The following is a 24894-nucleotide window of genomic DNA, read 5'->3' as shown; positions in this document are numbered from 1 at the left end:
GCTCTGGGTTTGTTTGTCAGTTGCTTTGCTCTTGCTCAAGGGTCGGATCCATATCGGGATTTGATAGTTTCTTCTGGTCCAATTGCGTATTGGCCAACTGAAACCTCTAGCTATCAGGAGGTTATGGGTAACCTTCCGCGCCTATATGAAAATGATCTGACTGTTCGGGTTGATACCGGGTTAAATATAAAATACGCCGCCTCCACGAATGATCTATATGATTCATTCTATTTTGATTCTGACGTACACCCGTTTGAAAGTGTTTTCTCATTTGGTATTTGGGTGAAAGTCGAGTCCTTGGGGGGGAGGCAAGTTATCTTTCACCAGGGCGCGGAAGCTCTCGAGGATACCCCTTTTAGTCTTTATGTGGCAGGTGTTGATAAGGGTTTTGAATCGGGTGCCCAGCAGAAAGCCAATCATTTTACGTTTCTAAGTGATAGTGGTGCCGTACTACTTTCCGATAATCAACCCGTTGTGCCTGGTGTCTGGAACTATCTGGCTGTTACCGCAGATGCAAACGAAGCAAAGCTGTATAGGAACGGGGTGCTTATCGACCAGGATTCCAATCATTTTATTGCCTCGTCAGAGACGAACTTCAATGTGGGCGCTGAAGGTTGGGAAGTTAGTCGTCTAAACGGACAATTTGCAGATGCCGTAATTTATGATCGCGTGCTTTCAGCGGAGGAACTTTCTGCGCAATACGCTACAGGTGCATCCGGGCCTTCCCCTGAGCCGGTAGTTTTTTCCGAGGACTTTCATATTTCTTCATCGGATATGGAGTACGAAGGAGCAGAGATCGTCGTTGATGGTGCTGTAGTAACCATGGATGGGACTCATAAATTCAAGCGACTGGAGATAGTGAATGGAGGTAAGGTAACTCACTCTGCCGAGGTCGGGTTAGATCTTCATGTTGAAGAGTTTTTCAGACTATCTTCCGGCTCGGTGATCGATGTGTCTGGCAGAGGGCTGGCTACTTCAAGTAGTACTTCTTATGGCGCTAGTCACGGTGGTGCTGGCGGTGGGAGAAAGGCTGACTCTACCTATGGTAGTTTCGAAGAGCCGACCAGTTTCGGGCGTTCATCTAATAGTGCAGTGAGAGGTGGCGGAGTAGTTAAGCTGCAAGCGGATGAGGCAGTTATCGATGGTGCTATTGTCGCAAATGGTGAGAAGCCGACTTCATATGGTGGTGCTAGTGGTGGTTCGATATGGCTACTGGTGAATACCCTGTCGGGCACTGGCTCTTTGTCCGCAAATGGAGGGCCGAGCGGTAATAGTTCTAGCTATTACGGTGGGGCTGGAGGCCGAATAGCCGTCTATTATACGGCTAATAACGGGTTTAGCCTGGATAATGTCGCTGCAATAGGCGGTGCATCCTACAGTTCAAGTAAGCCCACAGGCGGTGCAGGTACTATTTACTGGAAAGATATCACTTCAGGGGAGTCGATTGTTCGTATTCTCGGGACGCCAGAAGATGATGAGAAGTCGCTTCTGCGCGGCCCCATAAAAAACAATACGACGTTAGAGGTTGTATTGGCCGATGTGGCTCTGGATAAGGCTTCTATAGATAATAGCAGTGAAGCGACAGGACGGAATGTCATCATAGATGCTGGTACTTTGAGCCTTTTCCCGTCTCCTTTATCACATCCCGCTGAGTCATGGGAAAGTGTCACCATATTTAATGGTGGAAACTTGACGCATGAGGTTGTAAACCCAGATGAGAGCGGACCTTACATTGGGCTTGACTGGGTTGTTGGGCAGTTGAGCATAGATGCAAACTCAAAAATCGATATCACCGGACGAGGTCTCACTACCACTGTTAATAGTTACCTTGGTGCTAGCCATGGGGGGGCTGGAGCTGGAAGAAGTAGTGATTCTACTTATGGTAGTTTCGAGGAACCGACTAGCCTCGGTAGTTCGTCACGCGCCACCGTGCGGGGTGGCGGCGCGATTAAAATTCAGGCGGTAGAGGCTGTTATTGATGGGACAATAATCGCGGATGGTCAGAAGCCCAGTTCATACGGCGGTGCCAGTGGCGGGTCCATTTGGTTGATTGTAAACACTTTGTCAGGTACTGGTGTTATTTCGGCAAAGGGTGGAGCAAGTGGTGGAAGCACCAGTTATCAAGGTGGCGCCGGTGGCCGAATAGCCGTCTATTATGCGGCTAATAACGGGTTTAGTCTGGATAATGTTTCTGCAATAGGCGGTGCATCCTACAGTTCAAGTAAGCCCACAGGCGGTGCAGGTACTATTTACTGGAAAGATATCACTTCAGGGGAGTCGATTGTTCGTATTCTCGGGACGCCAGAAGATGATGAGAAGTCGCTTCTGCGCGGCCCCATAAAAAACAATACGACGTTAGAGGTTGTATTGGCCGATGTGGCTCTGGATAAGGCTTCTATAGATAATAGCAGTGAAGCGACAGGACGGAATGTCATCATAGATGCTGGTACTTTGAGCCTTTTCCCGTCTCCTTTATCACATCCCGCTGAGTCATGGGAAAGTGTCACCATATTTAATGGTGGAAACTTGACGCATGAGGTTGTAAACCCAGATGAGAGCGGACCTTACATTGGGCTTGACTGGGTTGTTGGGCAGTTGAGCATAGATGCAAACTCAAAAATCGATATCACCGGACGAGGTCTCACTACCACTGTTAATAGTTACCTTGGTGCTAGCCATGGGGGGGCTGGAGCTGGAAGAAGTAGTGATTCTACTTATGGTAGTTTCGAGGAACCGACTAGCCTCGGTAGTTCGTCACGCGCCACCGTGCGGGGTGGCGGCGCGATTAAAATTCAGGCGGTAGAGGCTGTTATTGATGGGACAATAATCGCGGATGGTCAGAAGCCCAGTTCTTACGGCGGTGCCAGTGGTGGGTCCATTTGGTTGATTGTAAACACTTTGTCGGGTACTGGTGTTATTTCGGCAAAGGGTGGAGCAAGTGGTGGAAGCACCAGTTATCAAGGTGGCGCCGGTGGCCGAATAGCCGTCTATTATGCGGCTAATAACGGGTTTAGTCTGGATAATGTTTCTGCAATAGGCGGTGCATCCTACAGTTCAAGTAAGCCCACAGGCGGTGCAGGTACTATTTACTGGAAAGATATCACTTCAGGGGAGTCGATTGTTCGTATTCTTGGGACGCCAGAAGATGATGAGAAGTCACTTCTACGCGGGCCTATTAAAAATAATACAACGCTAGAAGTTGTACTAGCTGATGCTGTTTTGGATGTCGCCTCTTTAAATAACGGTGATGAAGCTGTTGGGCGTAATTTAATTGTTGATGGAAATGGTGTCGGCGGGGTATTAAGCTTTTATGCGGCTCCTAAATCTAAGCCTAGTGAGGCTTGGGAAAATGTATCGCTTGTAGAAGGGGGGGTGTTGCAGCACGAACCAGTTGAGCAAGATGTGGAAGAACCGTTCATAGGGCTTAATTGGATCGTTAACCAGTTAAATATAGATGCGGATTCAAAAATTGATGTGACTGGTCGCGGTTTTGGATCTTCATTTAGCGACTACTATGGCGCGAGTAACTGTGGTGCCGGTGGAGGTTGGGATAACCCACCAATTTATGAAAATATCGAAGAACCTACTAATTTTGGCAGTTCCCGCTCGGCGTCGGTACGTGGTGGTGGCTCTGTTAAATTGGTTGTAGGCGAGGCGGCTATCGATGGTGCGATAGTTGCTAGCGGGCAAACTCCAGTTTCATATGGTGGCCCAAGTGGTGGTTCTATATGGATTACTACGAATACTTTGTCTGGAGCAGGATATATCGCTGCGAATGGCGGTGATGGCGGTAATAGTTCTAGTTATTATGGTGGTGGCGGCGGTTGCATTGCACTGTATTACGGTGTAAATGAGGACTTTGATCTTGGTTTGATTTCCGCTAGTGGTGGTTCCGCTAATAGCTCCGCTAAAGGTGGACAAGATGGCAGTGTGTATATTTTGTCTTCGGCGCCAGTTGTTCGGTCGCTGGATATTGGCACCAATGTAAATCGTAATCTGGATTCTTTTGGCGTCAGGTTTGGATCGGGAATCGATTTTAGTTCAGTAGGCGTCGATGATTTTGAGGTCCTGGATAGTTCAGGTTTTTCGGTGCCTATTATCGGCATTGACCCTATCAGCATCTCACAGTTCAAGGTCCTTCTGGGAGAGCCTTTATTGGAAGGTGCCTATACATTTACCATTGGGCCCAATATTTTTGGGAGCAATGGCTTGGGTATGGATCAAGACCAAGACGGTATTGAACTTGAGCCAATAGACGATAAATACACTTTTACCTTTACGGTCGATACAACGGTTCCCGCTGAGCCTGTTATTGATCAGTTGGTGTCGCCTGAAGTAAACATTTTTAATTCGCGCGACGTCGTATTGTCTGGTGAGCGTGAGGAAAATTCGGCTATTTGGATTGATGGTTTTGAATTTATTTCTATTGGCAGTGGTAGTTGGTCGGGGACTTATCGGGTGGCAGAGGGGAGTTCCTCGATTTCAGTTACCGCTGTAGATTTAAGTGGTAATGTATCTGAGTCGGTTACCGTACTTTTTGATATTGATAGTACAGCCCCAGAAATTGTGAGCGCGTATCCGAACGGCCTATACAATGTAGCGCCGGTGGTTGTCGCCTTGGTAGTTACCGAAACTGGCAGCGGCATAGACCTCGAAGCCAGCACCCTGACCGTAAAACGCAACGGCGTAGCCCTGTCCGGCTCCGTCGCCCTCTACGAAGGCCAGGTGCAATTCACCCCGGATGCCCCATTCCTAGACGGCGAGTACCAGATCGTTGCCCGCATCGCGGACAAGCTCGGCAACCTGTCCACCCAGAAGACCTATAACTTCGTACTGGATTACACCCCACCGGCACCCACGGTGCTGGGCGAGTATCCGTCTATTACTACTGTTAATGCCCAGGCCTTCAGCGGTTCTAAAGAAGCCGGCAGTGCGGTACTGGTTAATGGCAGTCTCGAAGTGATTGAGTCGGCGGCGACCACCTGGAGTAAACAGGTGGCGCTGTTGCAGGGCGATAACACCATCGAGTTTGTGGTGCGCGATGCGGCGGGTAACGAGAGTGCGCCCACTTCCGCCTCGATCCGCTACGATAACAACCCGCCGGGGCAGGTCGCGCTGTCGATCGATCCCAATGGCCGCGGTACGGACCTGTTGCTGGATTGGAGTAGTTACGACGAGTTCACCAACGGCAACGATATCGACGAGTACCGTATCTATCAGAGTGCGTCCGCTTTTACCGATATCGCGGGTAAAACCCCGGTAGCCGTAGTGGGGCAGGGCACCAAGCAGTTCCGTGTGGAGGGTTTGCCGCGCGCCACCGAAGCGCACTTTGCCGTGGTCGCCTACGACACCCAGGCGTTGTTTAACCCCGCGGTTGTGTCTGCCTCTGCGGTGCCGGTAGATGTGCAGGCGCCGGATGAGATCGCCAACCTGATTGTAGAGCCGGGCGCAGATAGCCTGTCCCTGCGCTGGAACCCATCTGCCAACAGCGATGGTGATCTGGCCGGTTATAAAGTGGCGTTCGTGGATGACGCTGACGGGCGTATCGATGATATCCCGCTGGCATCCCTGTCCGATCCCGCGGCCGTGGTACAGTACCAGGTCTCCGGTCTCAACCCGGCCACCTCGTATCCGATCCGCGTGTACGCTTACGATGCCGCCGGTAATACCTCTAACGGTGTGACCGATGCCGGCACCACCCTGTTGCCGAACCCGGCCACCGTTACCGCAGAACCGAAGAGCAGCCAGGCCGCCATTACCTGGTCCAGCGTTGCTCCTTACAACCTGCTGAAGAACTACGCCGTGTATGTGCAGGAGGCCAACTTCAGTTCGGTGGAGGGCCTGCAGGCGAAGAAGGTCCAGAGCAAAGGCAGCGCTGCGGACAGCGAGCACACCTGGTCCCTGGCCGGCCTGAAGAACGGCACCACCTATTACGTGGCAGTAACGGCGATCAACCTCTCCGGTGGCAGCGATCCGCAGGTCACCCCGGTGGCTGTTACCCCGGTAGCCGATACCGAAGGTCCGGTGATCGAGGCCGCGCACTACCAGCAGGGTAGTGACCAGTTCGACCTGGCCGCCGCACCGCAGCTGTCCCAGGACGGTCGCTTCGAGATCACCGCCAGCGATGACTCGGACATTGCCCGCGTCGAGTTCTTCGTGGACGGTACCTTGCTCGGCACCGAGTACGCCGCCAGCAATGGTGCCTTCGGTCGCAACCTCACATTGCAGACGCTGACCGATGGCGATCACGCCCTCACGGTTAAAGTCTTCGATGTGTGGGAAAACAGCACCATCGGCCAGTACACCTTCGAGGTACTGCTGGCGCCACCGGCCGCCCCGCAGATCACCGCCCCGGTGGACGGCAGCATCAGCAACCAGCCGCTGGTTCTGATCCAGGGTAATGCGGAGAAGGGCACCCAGGTGCAGCTGTATCGCGATGGCACTCCCGCCGCGGACCTGCAGTTGGTGAACAGCTATGGCAAGTTCCAGATCGAGGTAACCCTGGAAGAGGGTGCGAACAGCATCACCGCCGCGGCGGAGTATCCCAACCGCAGTGGTGGCTTCGGCCCGCACAGTGCCGCGCGCACCATCGAGCTCAACACCTCGATCCCGGATGCGCCGGCCAACCTGGCCGCCATCGAGCGGGAGCTGGGACAGATCTCCCTGTCCTGGGATCTGGTGGAAAGCAGCGATGCCAACAACACCATTACTGGCTACAACGTGTATCGTGCAGTAGCCACCTTCGGCAACCCGCAGCAGGCGCAGAAGCTCAACAGCCAGCTGCTGAGCGAACCCAGGTTCAGCGACCTGCCGGCGGAAGACGGGCATTACTTCTATGCCGTTACCGCCGTCAACGAAGCCGCCACGGAAAGTGCCCTGTCCAGCGTGGTTGAAGCCATTGCTGACAGCGAAGGCCCCCACGCCCTGAACATCACTTATCAGTCCAATGGCATAGTGGATACGGCCACCGGCCGCCACGCTCCGGGCACCGTTGAACTCGAAGTGCAGTTCGATGAGCCCTGCGCAACCAACCCTACTTTGCCCTGGTACCGGAAGGCGGAGTCCCGCTCACGGTAGAGCTGAGCAAAGACTACAGTGACGACACCCTGTATACCGGCAGCTTCGTCATCGAGCCCGGCATGCTCTCGGGCACCGCGTATGCCGTGATGTCCGCCCACGACGACGTCGGCAACCGCGGCACCACCATCGAACAGGGCGGCACCCTGTTGATCGACGCCAAGGGACCGGAAGTGATCGCACTGACCCTCAACCCCGGTGAACCCCTGCAGGTGGATGAACAGAATGGGTTGCTGGTGGAAGTGGTCGCCAAACTGAACGATGAAGTGAAGCCCGGCGCCCAGCCCACGCTGATCCCGCAGCTCGACAACATCGCCATCGCCGAGTACAGCACCGGCATCAGCCTGACCCGCGATGCCCAGTCCCTCGAAGGCGAGCCCCTGTGGGTGGGCAGCTTCACGCTACCCACCAGCGCCGGCCAGGACGACGCGGGTAACCCCAGTGTGGAAAGCCTCAGCTTCAGCTATCAGGCCGCCGACGATCTGGATAACCTCGGCAACAAAGTGCGCGTGCGCAATGCCTTCCAGGTGTACCAGGGCGACCTGCCACCGCTGGACATCCCGCAGAACCTCAAGGCGGTGGCCCAGCCCAACGCCGGCGTTGCCCTCGAGTGGGATCCGGTCGAAGAGGCACGTTACGTCCTGTACCGCCGCGCCGAGAGTGACACCGAGTTCACCGAACTGGCGCGCCTGTCCGAGACCCAGACCACAGACCAGCTTCCCAGCGATGGCCAGTACTACTACGCCATCGCCAGTGAGCGCCGCAGTAACGACCAGATCGCCGTCAGTGCCCTGAGTGCACCGGTCGCGGTCAGCGCCGACAGCATCGCCCCGGCCGCGCCGGCTGACCTGGCCCTGGAGCTGAACGGTGCCGGCATCGTTGCCACCTGGAGTGCACCCAGCGTAGACGCCGAAGGCAATACAGAAGAGGGCGCCGCACTCACCTACAACCTCTACCGCCTCGGTGTTGGGGAAGGGGTGAACGTCACCGCGGAAGAACTGCAGAACGTTATCCCGCTGCAGACTGGTATCCCCGAGCCCATCGCCCTGGATGCCAACCCCAGTGAGAGCCAGCACGCCTATGCGATTACCGCACTGGACGAAGCCGGCAACGAGTCCGCGCCCAGCGACACCGCCTACCTCAACTTCGGCCTGCTGCCGGTGAGCGACCTCAGCATCACCATCAATGCCGACGGCAGCCCGCAACTGCAGTGGCAGCACAGCGGTGCCGCCATTGCCGGCTACCGGGTCTATGTAGGCGGCACCGGAGAAGTGGGTGAGGGGGCAGAGAACCTGCAGGAGATCACCAGCGCACTGATCCCCCACAGCAGCAACCCCACCACCTTCGTGGATGAAGGCTTCACTGCCGGTGCCCAGGGCGTCACCGCCGAACGCCGTTACACCGTCATCGCCGAAGACGACCAGGGTGCCACCAGCATCGGCCACAGCCTGCTGCTGCCCGCACTCTCCGTCGCCGTGATCGAACCGGCCGACGGCCAGTCCGTACTGGAACGCGGCGTTATGAATGAAGTGCGCTTCCGCGTACAGAACCGTGGCAGCGCCGATGTTGCCGGTCTCAAGCTGTTCGCCACCGTCAGCGACAACGGCACCAATCGCGAACACCAGTCCGCCAGCTTCAGTGTCGCCGCCGGCGGCATCGTCGAAGTGCCCATCGTTATCGGCGGCTACGCCAAACTGGATACCCTCAGCGATATCCAGCTGCGCCTCGAGCAGTCGCCGCTGCCCGGTGAGACCGTGTTCATCCACGCCCAGGATCAGGTCATGGTCGGCGACGCCGCCCTGCGCCTGTCGCTGGAGTCCGACACCGTCTATCGCGGTGGCCTTGGCAAGTTCCGCTTCACCCTGGAGAACACCTCCTTGGTTGAGACTGAACTACTGATGGCCCGCAACAACGGCAAGACCGCGTCTGATGAGATCCGCATCCGCCTCGAAGACGCCGACGGCAACCTGCTCACCCTGCAAGACGTGCAGCAGTACACCGGCGACGTCATCACCGTCGCCAGCGGAGCAACCGTCGCCCGGCTGCAACCGGGAGAAAGCTTCGTCTCCGACTGGATCGAAGTCCCGGTACCGGCAGCGGCCCCGGATCTCGTCACCGTCGCCCTGGAGGTAGACCACTTCCGTTATCACACCGGCAAAACCACCGAAGTGATCATCGACGGCAACGGCACCCGCACCCAGGCCTCCCTGCAGGAGACCGCCTACTACGGCACCCTGGATAGCGTCGCCCCTGCGGAGATCTACACCGCCGAAGACACCGTCACCTTCACCGGCCAGGCCATCGACCGGGACAGCGACACCGCCACCGGCAATGTCCCGCTGACCCTGGTCATGGAACTGCGCGGCTTCGAACGCCAGGCCTCCGTCATCGCCGGCAGCGACGGCCGCTTCAGCTACACCTTCGACCCGCAAGGGCAGAGCGGTACCTGGCGCGTCTCCGTCATCCACCCGGACAGCCTCGCGCGACCCAACCAGGGCGCGTTCAGCGTACTTACCTCCGCAGTGACCCCGACCCAGGTCAACATCCGCGTACCGCGCAACTACAACCAGGTCGTCCCCGTCACCGTCAAAGCCGGTTATGGCAGTGACCTCGCCAACGTGCGCCTGGTCTCCGTCGCCGCCCCCGGTGACGAGCAAGTACAGATCCCCGGAGGCATCCACCTGGATCTCGGTGCCGTCATCAACCTGGCTCCCCAGGTCAAAGGCGTCATCAACCTCACCGTGAGTGGCGACAACCTCGCCCCGGAAAACGGCTTCCTGTACTTCCAGGTCCTCGCCGACGTCAACGGTAGCGAACAGGTGCTGGAAAACATCGCTGTCGAGTACACCCTCTCGGAAAGCCGCCCGGTGATCACCGCCAAGCCGTCGTTCATCGACACCGGTGTACTGCTGGGTGACAGCGCCACAGAGACCTTCACCCTCAGCAACACCGGCTTCGACGTCCTGCGCAATGCCAGCCTCGAACTGGTCGACGACGAAGGCAATCCCGCCCCCGGCTGGCTCAGCCTCAACGGCACCACCAGCCTCGGCGACCTCGGCATCGGCGACAGCCGCGACCTCAGCCTGAGCGTCGCCCCGGGCACCGGTGTTGCCCAGGGCAACTACAGCTTCAAACTGCAGATCAGCGGCGACGGCGGCCACCGCTTCAGCGTGCCCGTCTACATCGCCGTCGTCACCTCCGAAATGGGCGACGCCTTCTTCCATATCAGCGACATCTACACCGCCACCCTGGGAGAAAACAACCAGCTCATCCCCGGCCTGCAAGGTGCCAAGATCGAACTGCAGAACGAACAGGTCCTGTCGGAAACCCGCACCATCAACAGCGACGCCAACGGCGAAGCCCTGCTCGAACCTGCCCGCCGGCCGCTACAGCTACCGGGTTACCGCCTTCGATCATGAAAGCGTCTCCGGCCGCCTGTGGGTCAAACCCGGCATCACCGTCGCCGAAGACGTGTTCCTGATGAACCAGATCATCAACGTCGAATGGCAAGTGAACGAGATCAACCTGCAAGACCGCTACGAGATCAAACTCGAAGCCACCTTCGAAACCCAGGTTCCGGTCGCCGTGGTGATGCTCGATCCGCTCAGCATCACCCTGCCCGACATGCAAAAGGGCGACGTGTTTACCGGAGAACTGAGCCTCACCAACTACGGCCTGATCCGCGCCGACAACGTCAGCAACAAACTGCCCACGGGCAACGACGTCGTCGCGTTCGAGTTCCTCGCCGAAGTACCGGACACCCTGGAAGCAGGGGATGTGGTGTACATCCCGTACCGGATCACCGCGCTTAGAGACTTCAACCCGAGTGAAGAGGGTGATGCCACCGGTGCTGGCTGTGGCAGTTACAGCTTCCAGTACCAGGTGAGTTACCAGAGCCAGTGTGCGAATGGGCAGGTTGTACCGGGTGGTACCTCGACGCGCTGGGCGACGGCTTCGTATGGTTCCTGTAGTACTGGCGGTGGTAGCAGTTACTACTACGGCGGAGGCGTCGGCAGTGGTGGTGGCTACGGCGGAGGTTACTCGCCGATCGGTGGCGGCGTAGAAACGCTGCGCTGTGAGCCGCCACCCTGTGCGGATGGCAGTTGTAACAAGGACAACACAATTGCCCCTTGAGTGGTAACATTGAATATTGCAAGCTGCACTTTGCGGTCTAAAATTCATCAATAGTTCAGGAGACCTACGTGACTAGATTACCAAGTGTTTCAAACCACACCGATTGCGCCGCCCCACAGGGGACGCGGGCGTGGTTTGTTCATGTGGAGAAAAATCTGTCCTGACTGCCTCCTGAGACCCGGGAGGCGCGAGCCTTTCGGAAACGGCCTTCAACAGCCCCCGCAGGTTCGCCTCCGGGGGTTTTTTATTTCCGGTCTCTCCGGATTGTGGCTGATGAGTGTGCCCAGGAACTGTTTGTGGGACTTCATTTCGAGGCCATTTCTGATAGATCACAAGGAAGGACGATGAGCAAAAGATTGAATACGAGAAAGCACTAAGCGTATGAATTTGCGCTGCGACCGGTTTCCATACCCAGCTTTTTATGCCGAATTCACGGTAGGTAATCGATCGCCTGGAATATGTGTAAGTCATTGAAAAATATAGGAAAAATATAAATTTTAATCTTGCAAATAGAGTTTTTCGTGATAGTTTTAAATAAGAATTTGATGAGTAAGTTCGCTGAATTTTTTGAGAGCACTTGTGCCGCACTACGGCACCAACGATAGGTAACTGAAATGTTAAACCTCAACCGCCATAAGGCCGCGATCGGCACACCCAAGAGCATTGGGTGCGAGCGGGGTGCCTGTGCCTTGCTGAGGAGCGCCTTGCGTTGGCCGTCGTTGGATCTGCAGATACATGCAGATGAAAATTTTGGTGAGTACATGAAAACGTAGTTCGGCCTGTCCGGTCGGCTGCGTGCCAATCGGACTTTTGAACACTGCGTGTGAGAAAACCCGGTTGGCGAATTCCGCCATCCGGGTTTTTTTATGGCGGTAGCCATGTCTATGTCACCAACCAGATAGAGGGCCGCGTCTCTTCAACGCGGATCTGGCGATTAGGATTGCCTGCTCTAGTGGTGGCAGCGTGCCAGGCAGGTCCCGATCTGGGTGCGGAGTGAGTGCCCCGACGGTTCCACGCTGTAATCGCCTTTTTATTTAATAGGATTCCGTAGCTCGACAGGACCAGGGTGCAGGCGTTTGAGGCTTGTGGTTACCGGTTCAGACCCGGCCGGGATCACCACATAGCGAGGTGCCTTTATGCGCTTGATTATCGGTGCACGTGACCACGGTGCGGGCCTTTCTGTAACGAATTATGTGAACGCAAAGCGCTTTATGCGCGAATACCCGATTTCCATCCTGCAGGTGATACAGCCGGCGCCCAGCCGCGAGAACCTGATTGGGTTTCTGGCGTGGTGCAATGGCCGTCACCGCTTGCCGATGCAGGTGGTCATCAATCAGGTGGCGCCCATGGAGCGACAGCTGGCGATGCATTACCTGCTCGCCCGTGGGTATCGCACGGCCGATCGTGTGACATTTATGAAAATGTAAAGCGCCGGTAGCGCAATGGGCGGACAAGGTAAAGCCCTGCTTAAATAAGTCAGAAACAGTTGACACAGAAAATTAAGACAATATCCTTTGCAGCAATTCATTCACACACAGAACAGGAGCCATGAAATGCTAAATCGGAGTTACAAACCAAGTTCTTACTGAACGGCCTTTCATGTGCTCGCGCTTGAAAGGTGATACCGCCTTTCAAGCCAGATCTCTCTGAAGCCCTGGCTATTGCCGGGGCTTTTTATTTTTCTTCCCGGCTATTCTGAAAGGTAATTGAAAAACTACGTGGAGAAATCCAGGGACGAGTTATGCCTGTAAAAATGTTACTCAACAGCAATGCGAGCGCCGGCACGGTGCCGGTAAAGATTTACACGCAGGACGTGGAAAACGCCGCATTGCAACAACTTAAAAACATTGCCCAACTGCCCATCATTCACTCCCATGTGGCGGCGATGCCGGATGTGCATATGGGAATTGGTGCCACCGTGGGGTCTGTTATCCCGACGGTGGGCGCGATTATTCCGGCGGCGGTGGGAGTCGATATCGGCTGTGGTATGAATGCGGTGCGCACCTCCCTGCATGCCAATCAGCTGCCGGATAACCTAAAGCCACTGCGGGATGCCATCGAGCGTCGCGTGCCGGTGGGGTTTGGTCGTCACAAGCGGGTGAGTGCCCGGGAGGCGGCGGCCAGGAAGCTGGCATCCGGGGCGGATCTGTTGTTCGCGAAGCACCCGCAGCTGCTGAAAAAGCTGCGCAGTCCGCAGGAAACCTGGGTCACCCAGCTGGGTACCCTGGGCGGGGGCAACCACTTTATCGAGATCTGTCTCGATGAGAACAACCGGGTATGGATCATGTTGCACTCCGGTAGCCGGGGTATCGGCAATGCCATCGGGCAACACTTTATCCAGTTGGCCAAGCGGGATATGGAAGGGCATATGCATAATCTTCCGGACCGCGACCTGGCGTACTTCAGTGAAGGCAATGGACACTTCGATGACTATATCGAAGCCGTGCACTGGGCCCAGGAATACGCGCGGGTGAACCGGCAGGAGATGATGAAGCTGGTTGTCGGTGTGCTGCAGCAAGAGCTGCCGCCGTTTACGCTGGAGTCCGAGGCGATCAACTGTCACCACAACTATGTGGTGCGGGAGCAGCACTTTGGTCGCGATGTATTCGTTACCCGGAAAGGGGCGATCAGCGCGCAGAAAGACCAGCTGGGTATTATTCCCGGGTCCATGGGCGCGCGCTCCTATATCGTGCGTGGCCTCGGCAATGCGGAATCTTTCTGCTCCTGTGCCCACGGGGCAGGGCGACGCATGAGCCGTACTGCGGCGCGCAAGCGCTTTACCCGCGACGATCTGGAGGCCCAGACCCGCGGTGTGCAGTGCCGCAAGGACAAGGGCGTGATCGACGAGATTCCTGCGGCCTATAAAGATATCGATCAGGTCATGGAGAACCAGCGCGACTTGGTGGATGTGGTACACACTCTGAAACAGGTGATCTGTATCAAGGGCTGAAGATGGATTTAAGGAGAGTTTATTGAAGAGAAAATCTGAGCGGAAAATTTCTATCAAAATTTCCGCAAAAGAACGGCGCGCGCCGGGCAACCCGGTCGCGCAAAATCCGCTGTTGCGCAAAGGCGGCGCCCATGTGCGGGCAAAGTCCGCCGACCGCTTTGACAGCAAACAACAAACCAGAAAGGCAGCGCGGGAGTGGGACAGCTCCCGCGGCTGTAGTTTCTGAAATTCTTTCTTATTCCCTCGATTACTTGCGCAGCAATTTGCTGATCTGCTCGTGGTTTGCGCCACTCAGCTCCTGAAAGGCCGTTCTGGCCTCCTGATCATCACAGAGAAACCCCTTGAGAAAACTGCCAATGGCCTGGCCGGCAGTATCGCGCCCTTGCCCGGATCCCGCGGGAAGGTCGATGTAGCTGCGCCCGCAGGTATCGTCTGCGGGGAAACAGATCGAAAAGTGATTGGCATCATTCAGCAGCAGCAGGGTATTGTTGCCGCCGTTTTCGGGAACCGCCTGGCCAAAAGTCTGTTCGATGCGGGCGGTGGCGCTGGCATTGCTGGATCCATAGCGGTGGGCACTGTGGGCGATACAGCCGTCCTGCTCGCCGCCAATCAACAATACCGGGATGTCTTCGCTCACAGGCAGCAGGGTTTCTTCCGGCCAGCCGAGGAGGGTTGAGGCACCGGTGTGGGCGCCATAGGAAAAGACCGCACGCAACCCCGGGAACCAGCTTGGGTTGGCATTCAACAGGGCGAGGGTGCCACCGGCACTGTGGCCGCCAAATGCCAGGCGATCCAAGTCGAGCTTGCCGGCCAGTAACCCGCTGCCGTTGAGGCGTTCCAGCATGGTCAGGATGGCGGGCATGGCGAGTGCCGAGGGCTGCTTGCCAAACTGGTCTGGGGTCAGTGATTGCAGTTCGATCCCGGGCGTAGCGGCTACGTAGCCGGGCATTTCTTCGGCGACCAGCTGGTAGGTGACCGTGACAATGCCGGAGGCCGCCAGGGATTCCGCCAGCCACCGGTAGCCGGCGGGGTCGATATTGATACCGTGAAACAGGATCAGTACCGGGCAGGGTGCCAGCGATTCATCCACGGGTACGGCACCGGTATTGCGCTCTTCAAAGGAGTCCCCGTACTGGGCGGGGTAGTAGATCCTGGCGATGCCTGTATCGTAAGGAGGCTGCAGGGCATCTACTTTGAAGGCATCGAAAAGACAGCGGGTCATGTACATGGAGATTTGCCTGGTATCGTTATCTGAAAATGCGGGATGGCTTTCTGATTTGAGGTTAGCGAGCCACTCGGGGCCGCGGATTGATAATTGTCAATTCATGCGATCAGCAGTTGGGGTATCCATGATCTGGAACTTCTGACCATGCGTACCGTGTAAGCATGATAAATTTAACCCCCTGCCTGGGAGTATAAAGAGTGAGAGCATTTCCTACCCTTGCGTTTGTCCCGCTACTGTTCGGGATGGCCGCCACCGTGCAATCGGCTGCAACCGATGCCTATCCGCTGTCCACGGACGACGCTTTCTGCGGGCGTGTTCAGCAGTTTATCGCCGGTACCGATCTGGCCGTAGACAATGTGTTGTACGAGGAAGGTACCTACTGGAACACGTTTAAAAAATCCAAGGCGCTGGCGCAACCGCTGACCACGCACCAGTATGTTGGCTACCAGTTTGCCGATGGCGAACGTGCCGAATTTCCGGTGACCGTGGCCTGCAAAATGAAAACCGCCGAGCGTATCCGCACCGCCCATGCGTCCACCAGTGAACTTACCATTGCCGAGGAAGACCGCGAATGCCAGAAGTGGCAGGCGCGTATGCTGGATGATGTCTACCGGGCGCTGGAAGAGCAGGGGGCGACAACTCTGCCCCGGGAGCGCGTTGCCCTGGCCGAGGAGGAAAGCGTATTTATCGGGCCTTTCTGGCTGCGTCCAGAATTTTATCAGGTGGCCTACAGTGAGGATGAAACCCTGAAGCTGCGCACCAAGTCACTGCACGTGGAGTACCGCCGTTTTATGCCGGTACCGGGCAGTTTTATGGGTACCCACTACTGCACCATGATTGCACCGGAATATCTGGCCAAACTCCTGCAGGGAGAGGCGCAAGCGCCATCGCTACAGGAGTAAGCCGGGATAGGTCCTCAGGCCTGGGAGCCAGGCCTGAAGTTACTTCTCACCAGATACTTCAACTCACACTTCTAACGCGCGGCGCATCTGACCCTCACCCATACGCAGGGTCAGCATCTGCTGCACACCTTCTTCCCCGAATACCTTGGTTGCCAGTTTGTTCATCGGGTCGCGCTCGTAACACAGGCGGCGCAGTTGGTGATCGTCGCGCTGCAGGGTAGCGCGCTCGCTTTCTGCCAGCGGTTCGGCTTCGTCGTACCAGCGCAGCCAGTGATTGAGCATGCTGCGGGCATAGTTTTCGAGGATGTCGATATTCTCGTCGTTCAGGTCGCCCATCAGGCTCTGGGTGGACGGGTTGATCAGTGCGCGCATGTACGGACCGTGGCTCACGGACCACTGGAAGTTCTTGTGACCGCGCAGGGCCAGGTATTCGTCATTGATGGGCGCGTAATACTTGTCGAGGTAGTTACTGTCCACCAGCAGGTTGCGGCGCGGCATAAAGTCGAAATAGAAAAACAGCTTGGGGATGGTGCCGAAGACCATTACGAAGTGCGGTACATCGGTCTTCTGGCCCAGGTACGCGGTGGCGTTCATATCGAGGATGCTGGCCTTGCGATTGCCCAGCCAGGAGTTCACCAGCCACTCGCAGTCACCGCCGCTCCAGGCCTGGAAGGAGCCTTCAAATTCGCCGTTGGGAGAGGTGTAGTACTCGCGGTCGTGGCAGGAGGGTTCCAGTTCCAGTCCGGTAAAGCGGCTGGCAATGGTCTGCTTAACATCGGTGAGAATACCCCAGCAGCGCTCCCACGCTTTGCTGACGTCCACGTTGGGGTTTTCAGACAGAAACTGGTCGATGGTTTTCGTATCAGAATGCATAGCTCGCCTCGTTAATCACTCAGGTGACTGTTGGTTATTGTTGTTGGAGTTGTCGTTCGTGCGTCAGGCGGGTTCGCCCTGTTGCAGGTAAGCGGCATTGGGATCGCCGTGGGCAACGCGGTAACCGGTGTTGTAGATCTTGTCTGCCGAGATCCTGCGGTTGGGTGCCTTGATCTGGTTGAGAAATTCCAGCCGGGTCAAGCCCTCTGCGTCGCAGATGGCATCGAACACGCGCGCATTGGTGGCGGGGATACGTTCGTTGTCACATACATTGAAGGTGCCGCTGAGGTCGTGCTCAATGGCGTGGGCCACAGCGCTGACCACGTCTTCGAAGTGAATTGCGTAGAGCAGGGCATCGGCACCGAACAGCGCCTTGCCGCCGAAATAGGAGTGCGCCAGCTTTACCCGCTCGGGGAAGCTCAGGTCACCCGGTGCGCCGTACATATCGGGGAAGCGCAATACACAGCCCCCGCTGCGGGAAAGAATTTCCTTTTCCGCCTGCTGGTAGTACAGGGAGGAGGGTTCCTCGTGGTTGCTGGTGGGGGTTTCTTCAGAGATGGGGGCTTCGCCTTCACCACCGTCGCCGTACACAGAGAAAGACGACAGGAAGATCAATCGCTCACAGCTGGCGGCCGCGCTTGCGCAGGTTTCGACTAAAGCCTGGCGGTAGTGCTGGTGGCGCTCTTCCGGGGTGCGGGTATTTCTTACGTTGGGTGCGACGGTGACCACGATCAGGTCGGCCCCTTGTGCAGCCTCCGCGACCTTCTCGGATTCGTGGCCTTTCAGTACCACGACTTCATCGGCAAACGGTTTCAGTGCGTCGACTTTTTCCGGGGTGGTGGTGGTGCCGATGATCTGGTGACCTTGCTCGCGGAGCCGGCTGCTGAGGGCCTTGCCCACATGGCCCATGCCCAGTATCAGTATTTTCATTATTGTCTCCCGCCGGGTGGTTTGGTTATCCCATCCGATACTAGGCGAGGCGGGAGGGGCCGCATTGACCATTGTCAATTCCGGCCCCGGGGTTGGCGTCAGATAGCCGCTTCCGTCGCTGGCTGTTGTGCGCTGGTCACCCCATCGCGGGATTCGAAATACTGCACGTCCGCCAGTTCGTAGCGGGTCAGCATATATCCCTCTACCTCGGCGCGCAGCAGCAGGCAGTCGTCATCGGCGGTGCACCACACGTTGTAGGGCGGGTGCTCTTCCGGCAGGTCGGCGGCGGTGTCGGTCACCTGGAAATGGCGCGCGCGGAAGGTGCCGGCTTCCACAGTGATGTCTGTTTCGCCCACATACACCAGGGAAAAGCCCATCTTGAACAGCAGCGGGCCGGTGGCACCGCGGTGATCCGGTGACGACAGCATCATGTGCGGGAAATGCTGTTTGCCGGGGCCTTTTGAGAGATCGTAAAGCCGCATCAGCAGGCCGTCGCCGGCGATCGGGTGGCACTGCATCCACTGCACCGGTGCGTCCAGTTCGATGCGTTGGCTGATGCGCCCGTCGCGATGGTTGAAGGTTTCACACTCCGCCACTTTGTCGGTAAAGCGGAACCAGCCGGTGCCCTCGAAGCGGTCGCCCACGGTGAGGCGCACCGAGCAGTCCAGCGGCGCCGAATCCGAGTGTCGCAGTGCCTGCACAATATCGCGGGTGACGCTGGGGGCGTCGTCGATTTCGCAGTGGGCCTGCAATACGTCATTGCCGTCCGCCTGCTGGGTAATACTGAAAAACTCGCGACCGCGCTCCTGACCCAGGCGGTCGGGTTTGCGGCTGGTGTAGCGGATTTGTCCTCGGATAGTGCGGTAGGGCATAGGAATCTCTTTTTTACAGTCTTATTGTTTGTTCGGGTGCGATATTGATTCGCGAGTGCGCGTTAATCAGCGCTCGATCAGTTCGATGCGTTCGCCGTCGTGGCCGTAAATCGTGCAGCTGCGCCGCCCCTGGTAGGGCGCTTCACCATGGCAGTGCGCCTTCGCTCCCGCTGGCAGACGGTCAATCTCAAAGCTGACCATGGCGATACCACCCCCCAGGGAATTGTCCTGACGAGGTGCCTCGGCAAGGTCGCCGAGCTGGTCGATTTCGATCAGGGTGTTGTCTGCCAGTTGCAGGGTGGCGAGAGGGTGTTGTTGTTCCAGTGGCAGTCCGCGCAGCTGGTTGACCACCGTAACCTTGGTGTCGAAGCTGAGACCTTGGTGCTGCGCCAGCTCCTCGTAAAGGGTGAGGGCAGCGCTGCGGTCGCGGCTCGCCAGCACCGGAATAAACAGGTGGTCGACGGCGCACTGCGCCTGTGGCAGCTGGAACGGCGGCACTTCGTCGGCGATCCGGGTCAGATACAGCAGTTCACCGCAGGGCCCCTGTACCTGCACCGCACGGATCTTGTCGCTGAGCTCCAGGTCGGCGGCAGGGCGCAGTACCTCGAAGGGGGACGACGCGAGGGTGTCCGCCAGCGCATCCGGATCTTCCACCAGCACTTCCAGTGACATCCAGCCCGCGCGGGAAAGGGGCGCGATTGGCTGTGCTTGCGCGTCTTCAACAATACGCAACCACGGCCGCCCGTGGATATTGCCGAGCAGCCAGTAGCGTGTGCCGGCGAGGCCGGGGCAGCCCCATTGCCCGGCTGCCGCCGCGGTAAGCGTTTCGCTGGCCAGCACCTGGCACTGCAGGTGGCTGCAGTACTGGTCCACCAGTACCGCTGCATTGGGGCTGGCCAGGGTGGCGATGGTGCAGGGGCCAAGTGCGATTTTTGTCTCGGTAATGCTCATTGTTGGCAAATCACTGTTCTCAAAGATCTAATGTTATAATAATATATCAATTGATGAGATAAAAGATCTGGCCTGATCGCAGGGTACAGGAGGGCAGGAATTATGGCGATATCCGGTGCAAGTACGCTGTTCGACAAGTTGTGGTCGGATCACACCGTGTGTGATCTCGACAGTGGCGAAACTCTGATCTATCTCGACCGGGTCTTTCTGCACGAGAGAACCGGGTCGATTGCGCTGCAGAGTCTGCACTCTGCCGGTTACGCGGTTAGGGATGCGCGCCGGGTGTTCTGCACCATGGATCATATTGTCGATACCTTCCCCGGTCGCGGCGACAAAACACTGATGCCCTCCGGTACCGACTTTATTGTCGCCACCCGCAGTGAGACCCGCGCCGCGAATATCCGCCTGTTCGACGTGGATGACGAAGATCAGGGGATTGTCCATGTGATTTCTCCCGAGCAGGGGCTGGTGCTACCTGGTCTGTCCCTGGTGTGCCCGGACAGCCACACCTGCAGCCTCGGTGGCATTGGTGCCCTGGCCTGGGGGATCGGGTCCAGTGAGGCCGAACACGCCCTCGCCACCGGCACGCTGCGGGTGCGCAAGCCGAAGAACATGCGCGTGGTTGTCGATGGTCGACTGCGCCCCGGTGTGACGGCCAAGGACCTGATACTGCACCTGATTGCCCGCTTTGGCACCAATGGCGGGGCGGGGTTTGCAGTGGAGTTCAGCGGTTCGGTCATCAGCCAGTTGTCCGCCGAGGCCCGGTTGACCCTGTGCAATATGGCGGTGGAGTTTTCTGCGTTCACCGCGATCATCGCCCCGGATGAAAAAGTCGAATCCTATTTCGCGGCCCGGGATTTTGCGCCCAAAGGCCAGCACTGGGAGGACGCGTGCAGCTACTGGCGCACGTTGCGCAGTGATGACAACGCGGAATTTGATCGCGAACTGATTATCGACGGCAGCGCCATTGAGCCCATGGTGACCTGGGGCACCAGCCCGGAACAGGTGGTCGGGCTGCATCAGCGTGTCCCCGACCCAGCGGCATTTACCGAGCCCCACCGCCGGGAAGCCGCCCAGCGCGCGCTCGATTACCAGGCATTGGAGCCCGGGCAGGCGATTGCGGATATTGCAGTGAATGCGGCATTTATCGGCTCCTGTACCAACAGCCGTATCAGTGACCTGCGTGCCGCCGCGGCGGTGGTGCGCGGGCGACATATTGCGCCCGGCGTGCGTGGTGTGGTGGTGCCCGGGTCGCGCCGGGTAAAACGACAGGCGGAGCAAGAAGGGCTGGATCGGATTTTTACCGATGCGGGTTTTGAATGGCGGGACTCCGGCTGCTCCATGTGCTTTTACGCCGGGGGTGAAACCTTCGGTGAATACCAGCGCGTGATTTCCAGCACCAATCGCAACTTCGAGGGGCGTCAGGGTCCCAATACCCGTACCCATCTGGCCAGCCCGTCCACCGTGGCGGCGTCGGCAGTCGCCGGGTATATCACTTCCGCCGAGACACTGGTCAACAGCGAGTCACTGATTGCATGAAGCCCTTTGTAAAACACACCGGTATCGCGGCGCCGCTGCTGCGACGCAACATCGACACCGATGCGATTATTCCGTCGCGGGAAATGAAGCGGGTTTCCAAGCGCGGCCTCGGTGAAGGTCTGTTTGCCGGCTGGCGCTACACCTTGCCTGGCAGCCGTGAAATCAATCCGGCATTTGTATTGAACCAGCCTGAATACCAGGGTGCATCCGTCATTCTCGCGCTGGACAATTTCGGTTGCGGCTCCTCCCGGGAGCACGCGGTGTGGGCGTTGGCGGAGTACGGTATTCGCGCGGTCATTGCCAGTGGCTTTGGGGCCATCTTTCACACCAACTGTATCCGCAATGGCGTGCTGCCGGTTCGTCTCGATGAAGGCGACATTGCGCTACTGGCGGAGCATGTGCAGCAGGACCCGCAGGAAAACAGGATCACCATCGATTTACAGGCATGTCTGGTGCAATGCGGAGACCTGCAGTGGTCATTTTCGCTGGATGAGAGCGCGCGCTACCTGCTGTTGAATGGCCTCGACTCCATCGCGCTGACCCTGCAGCAGCACAAGGAAATCAATGCATTCGAGCAGAAACGGCGCGAAGAGTACCGCTGGGCCTATGCACCGCTGGAAGAAAGTGTGGAAGGAGTTTTACCGTGAAGTTTCCCCCGACGCTGCTGCAACAGCTGGTGACCCTGCTGGAGCGTGATATTGATGGCGCAACCCTGGAGCGGGCGCAACAGCACCTGCTCGACTGGCTGGGCTGCGCGGTTTACGGCACGCGCAGCGATGTGGCGGCAAAACTGCGTAATTACCTGGTGCAGTGGAGTGGGGCAGGTGAAAGCTGGAGCCTAAACGGGATTGACCGCAACTGGCAGGACGCACTGCAGTACCACGGCGCGCTGGGCAGTATTGCCGAGATGGATGACCTTCACCGCACGTCAACACTGCACCCGGGTCCGGTGATTATCCCAGCGGCGTTGGCGACCGCGGAAATGGTACAGGCAACACCTCAGGCATTGCTCGAAGCCATTGTGGTGGGCTACGAGGCAATGATCCGCATTGGTCGCGCCCTGGGGCGGGATCATTACGCGCTGTATCACAACACTTCAAGTTGCGGCAGCTTTGGCGCTGCGGCAGCCGCGGCAAAACTGCTGGCCCTCGATCCGGAGCAGACCGTATGGGCGCTGGCCAACGCTGGTAGCCGCACCGGTGGCTTCTGGCAAATGCGGCACGAGGCGGTAGATACCAAGCATCTGCACAACGCCGCTGCAGGCCACGCCGGGGTGCAGGCGGCACTGCTTGCAGCCAGTAATCTGCGTGGGCCGTCGACCTTGCTGGAAGGTACCCAGGGCTTTTTTGCCGCGACATCGCCGCGGGCAATGCCGCTGGCGGTGATCGACAACGCCGCCGACAACTGGCTGATTTTCCAATGCAGTTTCAAACCCTGGCCGGCCTGCCGCCACACCCATCCGGCGATCGATGCTGTGCGTGCACTGGGTGATATCTCCGCTGCCGACGTTCGCACCCTGCAGATTGGCAGCTACTCCGATGCATTGCTGTTCTGCGACCGGCCGCATCCGGAATCACCGGCGGAGGCGCGTTTCAGCGTCCAGCATTGTGTTGCGGTTACGGTGTTGTATGGCAAGCCGGAGATCGCGCACTTTGAGGAAGCGTACCTGCACAAGCCGGAAGTGGTGGCACTACGCAACAAAGTTGTATTGCAGGAAGACGACGAGCACCAGCGTGCCTATCCCGGCCATTTTGGTGCCAGCGCCCAGGTCACTTTTCAGGATGACAGTGTGCGTGAAGTGGCGCTGCGAAACGCGTGGGGTGACCCGGAATGGCCGCTGTCGCAGGCAGATATTATCGACAAGGCGCGCACCCTGTTTACTGCCGGCGGTGTCAGCGCGGAGTCTGCGGAAGATGTGATTGAGATCGGGTTGAACCTGGTCAAGGAAAAAGATCTCGGCAACCTTTTTAACGCGCTGCGCGCACTGGGGATGCACCGTGTCTGAGTATGAATGGCAGCTGGTGGAGCATGTCGCCGGGGTGCAATTTCACCATCTCGATGACGCGGCCGTAGAAGCCTGCAAAACGTTCATTCTCGATTCCATTGGGGTCGGTATCAGCGGTTCGCGTCTTGGGTTATCGCAAGCGCTATTGGCGTCCGCCAGCGAGTGGGGCACCGCAGACGGCCAGCGTACCGCCAGTGTGTGGGGAACCGAGGCGCGCCTGCCGGTAGCCCACGCTGCGATGGTGAACGCCTATCAGATTCACAGCCAGGAATTCGACTGTGTGCACGAGCGCGCGGTGGTCCACCCGATGGCGGTGATCCTGTCCGCACTGCTGGCGGAAGCCGAAGCGCGCAAGTCCGATGGCCGCTCGCTGATACTCGCGGTCGCTCTGGCGGTAGACGTGGCCACGGTGCTTGGTATGAGTGCCAGCAAGCCCATGCGTTTTTTCCGCCCCGGTACCGCGGGCTGTATCGGTGCGGCCGCCGGTCTCGCCAGGTTGCGCGGTTACGACCGCGAGCAAATCCTGCAGGCCATGTCCATCGCCTACAGCCAGACCGGCGGCACCATGCAGGCGCACACCGAGGGGGTGGCGGTACTGCCCATGCAGGTGGCCTTCAATGCGCGCAATGCCATTACCGCGGCGGATATGGCCGGGTTCGGCCTGACCGGGCCGCGCGCATTTTTGCGCGGTGAATTTGGCTACTTCTCAATCATGGAATCGGACGGTAACGCCGCCGATGCGTTTTCCCGGCTTGGCCGGGAGTGGCAGATCGGTCGGGTCAGCCACAAACCATTTCCCACCGGGCGCGCCGCGCACGGCACTCTCGATGCACTGATGCAGCTGCGCAGTGCACACGGCTTTGCAGCCTCTGATATCGAGTGGGTACGCATCGAGGCGCCGCCCCTGGTGCGGCGCCTGGTGGACAGACCCGTGCAGCCGAAGATGAGCGTGAACTATGCGCGGCTGTGTATCGGTTATGTGGCGGCGACCCTGCTGTTACACGGGGATGTGGGGGTGGAGGATTTCGATCCCGCCGCACTGGCGGACCCGCAGCGTCGGGCCCTGGCTGCGCGTATCAGCATGGCGCCGTCGGACTGTGACGATCCCAATGCACTGGCGCCGCAAACTGTCAGCGTGCGTCTCAAGTGCGGCACCGAGTACCGCCAGATGCTGACCGCGATTCTCGGCCATCCGGACAATCCGTTGGCGCGGCCGAGACAATTGGTCAAATTCCAGCGTTGTCTCGCCTCTGCACGGACACCGTTCGACGGCGAATCATCGCGCGCGATCATTGCCCGCGTCGAGGGTCTGGAACAGCTGGAATCCATTACCGAACTAACCGCGCTGTTGGCTGCCAAGCCGCAGGCGATCGAGGCTGTGACCTGAAATGAAAACGGCCCAACAACAATAAAGCACTAACCCAATTTATTTTTGA

General features: G+C 58.0%; 15 protein-coding genes, 1 tRNA gene and 1 pseudogene. 12 read left to right on the top strand and 5 right to left on the bottom strand.

Annotation, left to right across the window (positions count from 1 at the left end):
* Positions 1-123: 123 nt before the first annotated feature.
* The 7 genes and pseudogenes from HUW35_RS19020 to HUW35_RS17170 all read left to right on the top strand — a co-directional run.
* Positions 124-678: pseudogene (locus HUW35_RS19020) on the top strand (LamG domain-containing protein); the annotation flags it as partial.
* Between the two features lie 3888 nt (positions 679-4566).
* Positions 4567-7077: a fibronectin type III domain-containing protein gene (locus tag HUW35_RS18925; protein ID WP_255463362.1), complete on the top strand. Its 2511-nt coding sequence runs from the start codon at positions 4567-4569 to the stop codon at positions 7075-7077.
* A gap of 62 nt (positions 7078-7139) precedes the next feature.
* On the top strand, positions 7140-10496 hold the full coding sequence (locus tag HUW35_RS17190) for a hypothetical protein (protein ID WP_181253448.1): 3357 nt from the start codon (positions 7140-7142) through the stop codon (positions 10494-10496).
* A 61-nt stretch (positions 10497-10557) separates the two neighbouring features.
* The gene (locus HUW35_RS17185) at positions 10558-11211 is read left to right on the top strand and encodes a hypothetical protein (protein ID WP_181253447.1); all 654 of its coding nucleotides are present in this window, start codon (positions 10558-10560) and stop codon (positions 11209-11211) included.
* 1041 nt (positions 11212-12252) lie between these two features.
* Positions 12253-12330, top strand: a tRNA-Gln gene (locus tag HUW35_RS17180).
* A gap of 17 nt (positions 12331-12347) precedes the next feature.
* Complete coding sequence (locus HUW35_RS17175; protein WP_181253446.1) at positions 12348-12638, top strand: hypothetical protein; 291 nt, start codon at positions 12348-12350, stop codon at positions 12636-12638.
* A 314-nt stretch (positions 12639-12952) separates the two neighbouring features.
* Positions 12953-14161: an RtcB family protein gene (locus tag HUW35_RS17170; RefSeq protein WP_181253445.1), complete on the top strand. Its 1209-nt coding sequence runs from the start codon at positions 12953-12955 to the stop codon at positions 14159-14161.
* Between the two features lie 247 nt (positions 14162-14408).
* Here the strand turns inward: HUW35_RS17170 and HUW35_RS17165 are convergent, their stop codons facing one another.
* A complete protein-coding gene (locus tag HUW35_RS17165) occupies positions 14409-15383 on the bottom strand; it encodes a dienelactone hydrolase (protein ID WP_181253444.1) in 975 nt (324 codons plus the stop codon).
* Positions 15384-15583: 200 nt separating this feature from the next.
* On the opposite strand from HUW35_RS17165, the gene HUW35_RS17160 reads away from it, so the two are divergent.
* On the top strand, positions 15584-16288 hold the full coding sequence (locus HUW35_RS17160; protein WP_181253443.1) for a hypothetical protein: 705 nt from the start codon (positions 15584-15586) through the stop codon (positions 16286-16288).
* Between the two features lie 63 nt (positions 16289-16351).
* Here HUW35_RS17160 and HUW35_RS17155 read toward each other — a convergent pair whose 3' ends face one another.
* The 4 genes from HUW35_RS17155 to HUW35_RS17140 all read right to left on the bottom strand — a co-directional run bounded on the left by HUW35_RS17155 (position 16352) and on the right by HUW35_RS17140 (position 19914).
* On the bottom strand, positions 16352-17161 hold the full coding sequence (locus HUW35_RS17155) for a hypothetical protein (protein WP_181253442.1): 810 nt from the start codon (positions 17159-17161) through the stop codon (positions 16352-16354).
* Positions 17162-17224: 63 nt separating this feature from the next.
* Positions 17225-18091 carry an NAD(P)-dependent oxidoreductase gene (locus tag HUW35_RS17150; RefSeq protein WP_181253441.1) on the bottom strand — a complete coding sequence of 289 codons (867 nt, stop codon included), beginning with the start codon at positions 18089-18091 and terminating at the stop codon, positions 17225-17227.
* Positions 18092-18189: 98 nt separating this feature from the next.
* Positions 18190-18963 carry a hypothetical protein gene (locus HUW35_RS17145; protein ID WP_181253440.1) on the bottom strand — a complete coding sequence of 258 codons (774 nt, stop codon included), beginning with the start codon at positions 18961-18963 and terminating at the stop codon, positions 18190-18192.
* A gap of 66 nt (positions 18964-19029) precedes the next feature.
* Positions 19030-19914, bottom strand: a complete 885-nt coding sequence (locus tag HUW35_RS17140; RefSeq protein WP_181253439.1) for a hypothetical protein — start codon at positions 19912-19914, stop codon at positions 19030-19032.
* A 102-nt stretch (positions 19915-20016) separates the two neighbouring features.
* Between HUW35_RS17140 and HUW35_RS17135 the strand changes: the two genes are divergently transcribed.
* The 4 genes from HUW35_RS17135 to HUW35_RS17120 are packed head-to-tail and all read left to right on the top strand — an operon-like array spanning position 20017 to position 24845.
* Positions 20017-21453: a 3-isopropylmalate dehydratase large subunit gene (locus tag HUW35_RS17135; RefSeq protein ID WP_181253438.1), complete on the top strand. Its 1437-nt coding sequence runs from the start codon at positions 20017-20019 to the stop codon at positions 21451-21453.
* Complete coding sequence (gene leuD, locus HUW35_RS17130; RefSeq protein ID WP_181253437.1) at positions 21450-22100, top strand: 3-isopropylmalate dehydratase small subunit; 651 nt, start codon at positions 21450-21452, stop codon at positions 22098-22100. The genes HUW35_RS17135 and leuD overlap by 4 nt, the downstream gene beginning before the upstream one ends.
* A complete protein-coding gene (locus HUW35_RS17125) occupies positions 22097-23458 on the top strand; it encodes an MmgE/PrpD family protein (RefSeq protein WP_181253436.1) in 1362 nt (453 codons plus the stop codon). The genes leuD and HUW35_RS17125 overlap by 4 nt, the downstream gene beginning before the upstream one ends.
* The gene (locus tag HUW35_RS17120; RefSeq protein WP_181253435.1) at positions 23451-24845 is read left to right on the top strand and encodes an MmgE/PrpD family protein; all 1395 of its coding nucleotides are present in this window, start codon (positions 23451-23453) and stop codon (positions 24843-24845) included. The genes HUW35_RS17125 and HUW35_RS17120 overlap by 8 nt, the downstream gene beginning before the upstream one ends.
* Positions 24846-24894 lie beyond the last annotated feature (49 nt).

Source organism: Microbulbifer sp. YPW1 (assembly GCF_013367775.1).
Lineage (GTDB): Bacteria > Pseudomonadota > Gammaproteobacteria > Pseudomonadales > Cellvibrionaceae > Microbulbifer.
This window is presented reverse-complemented; position numbering and strand designations above follow the sequence as displayed.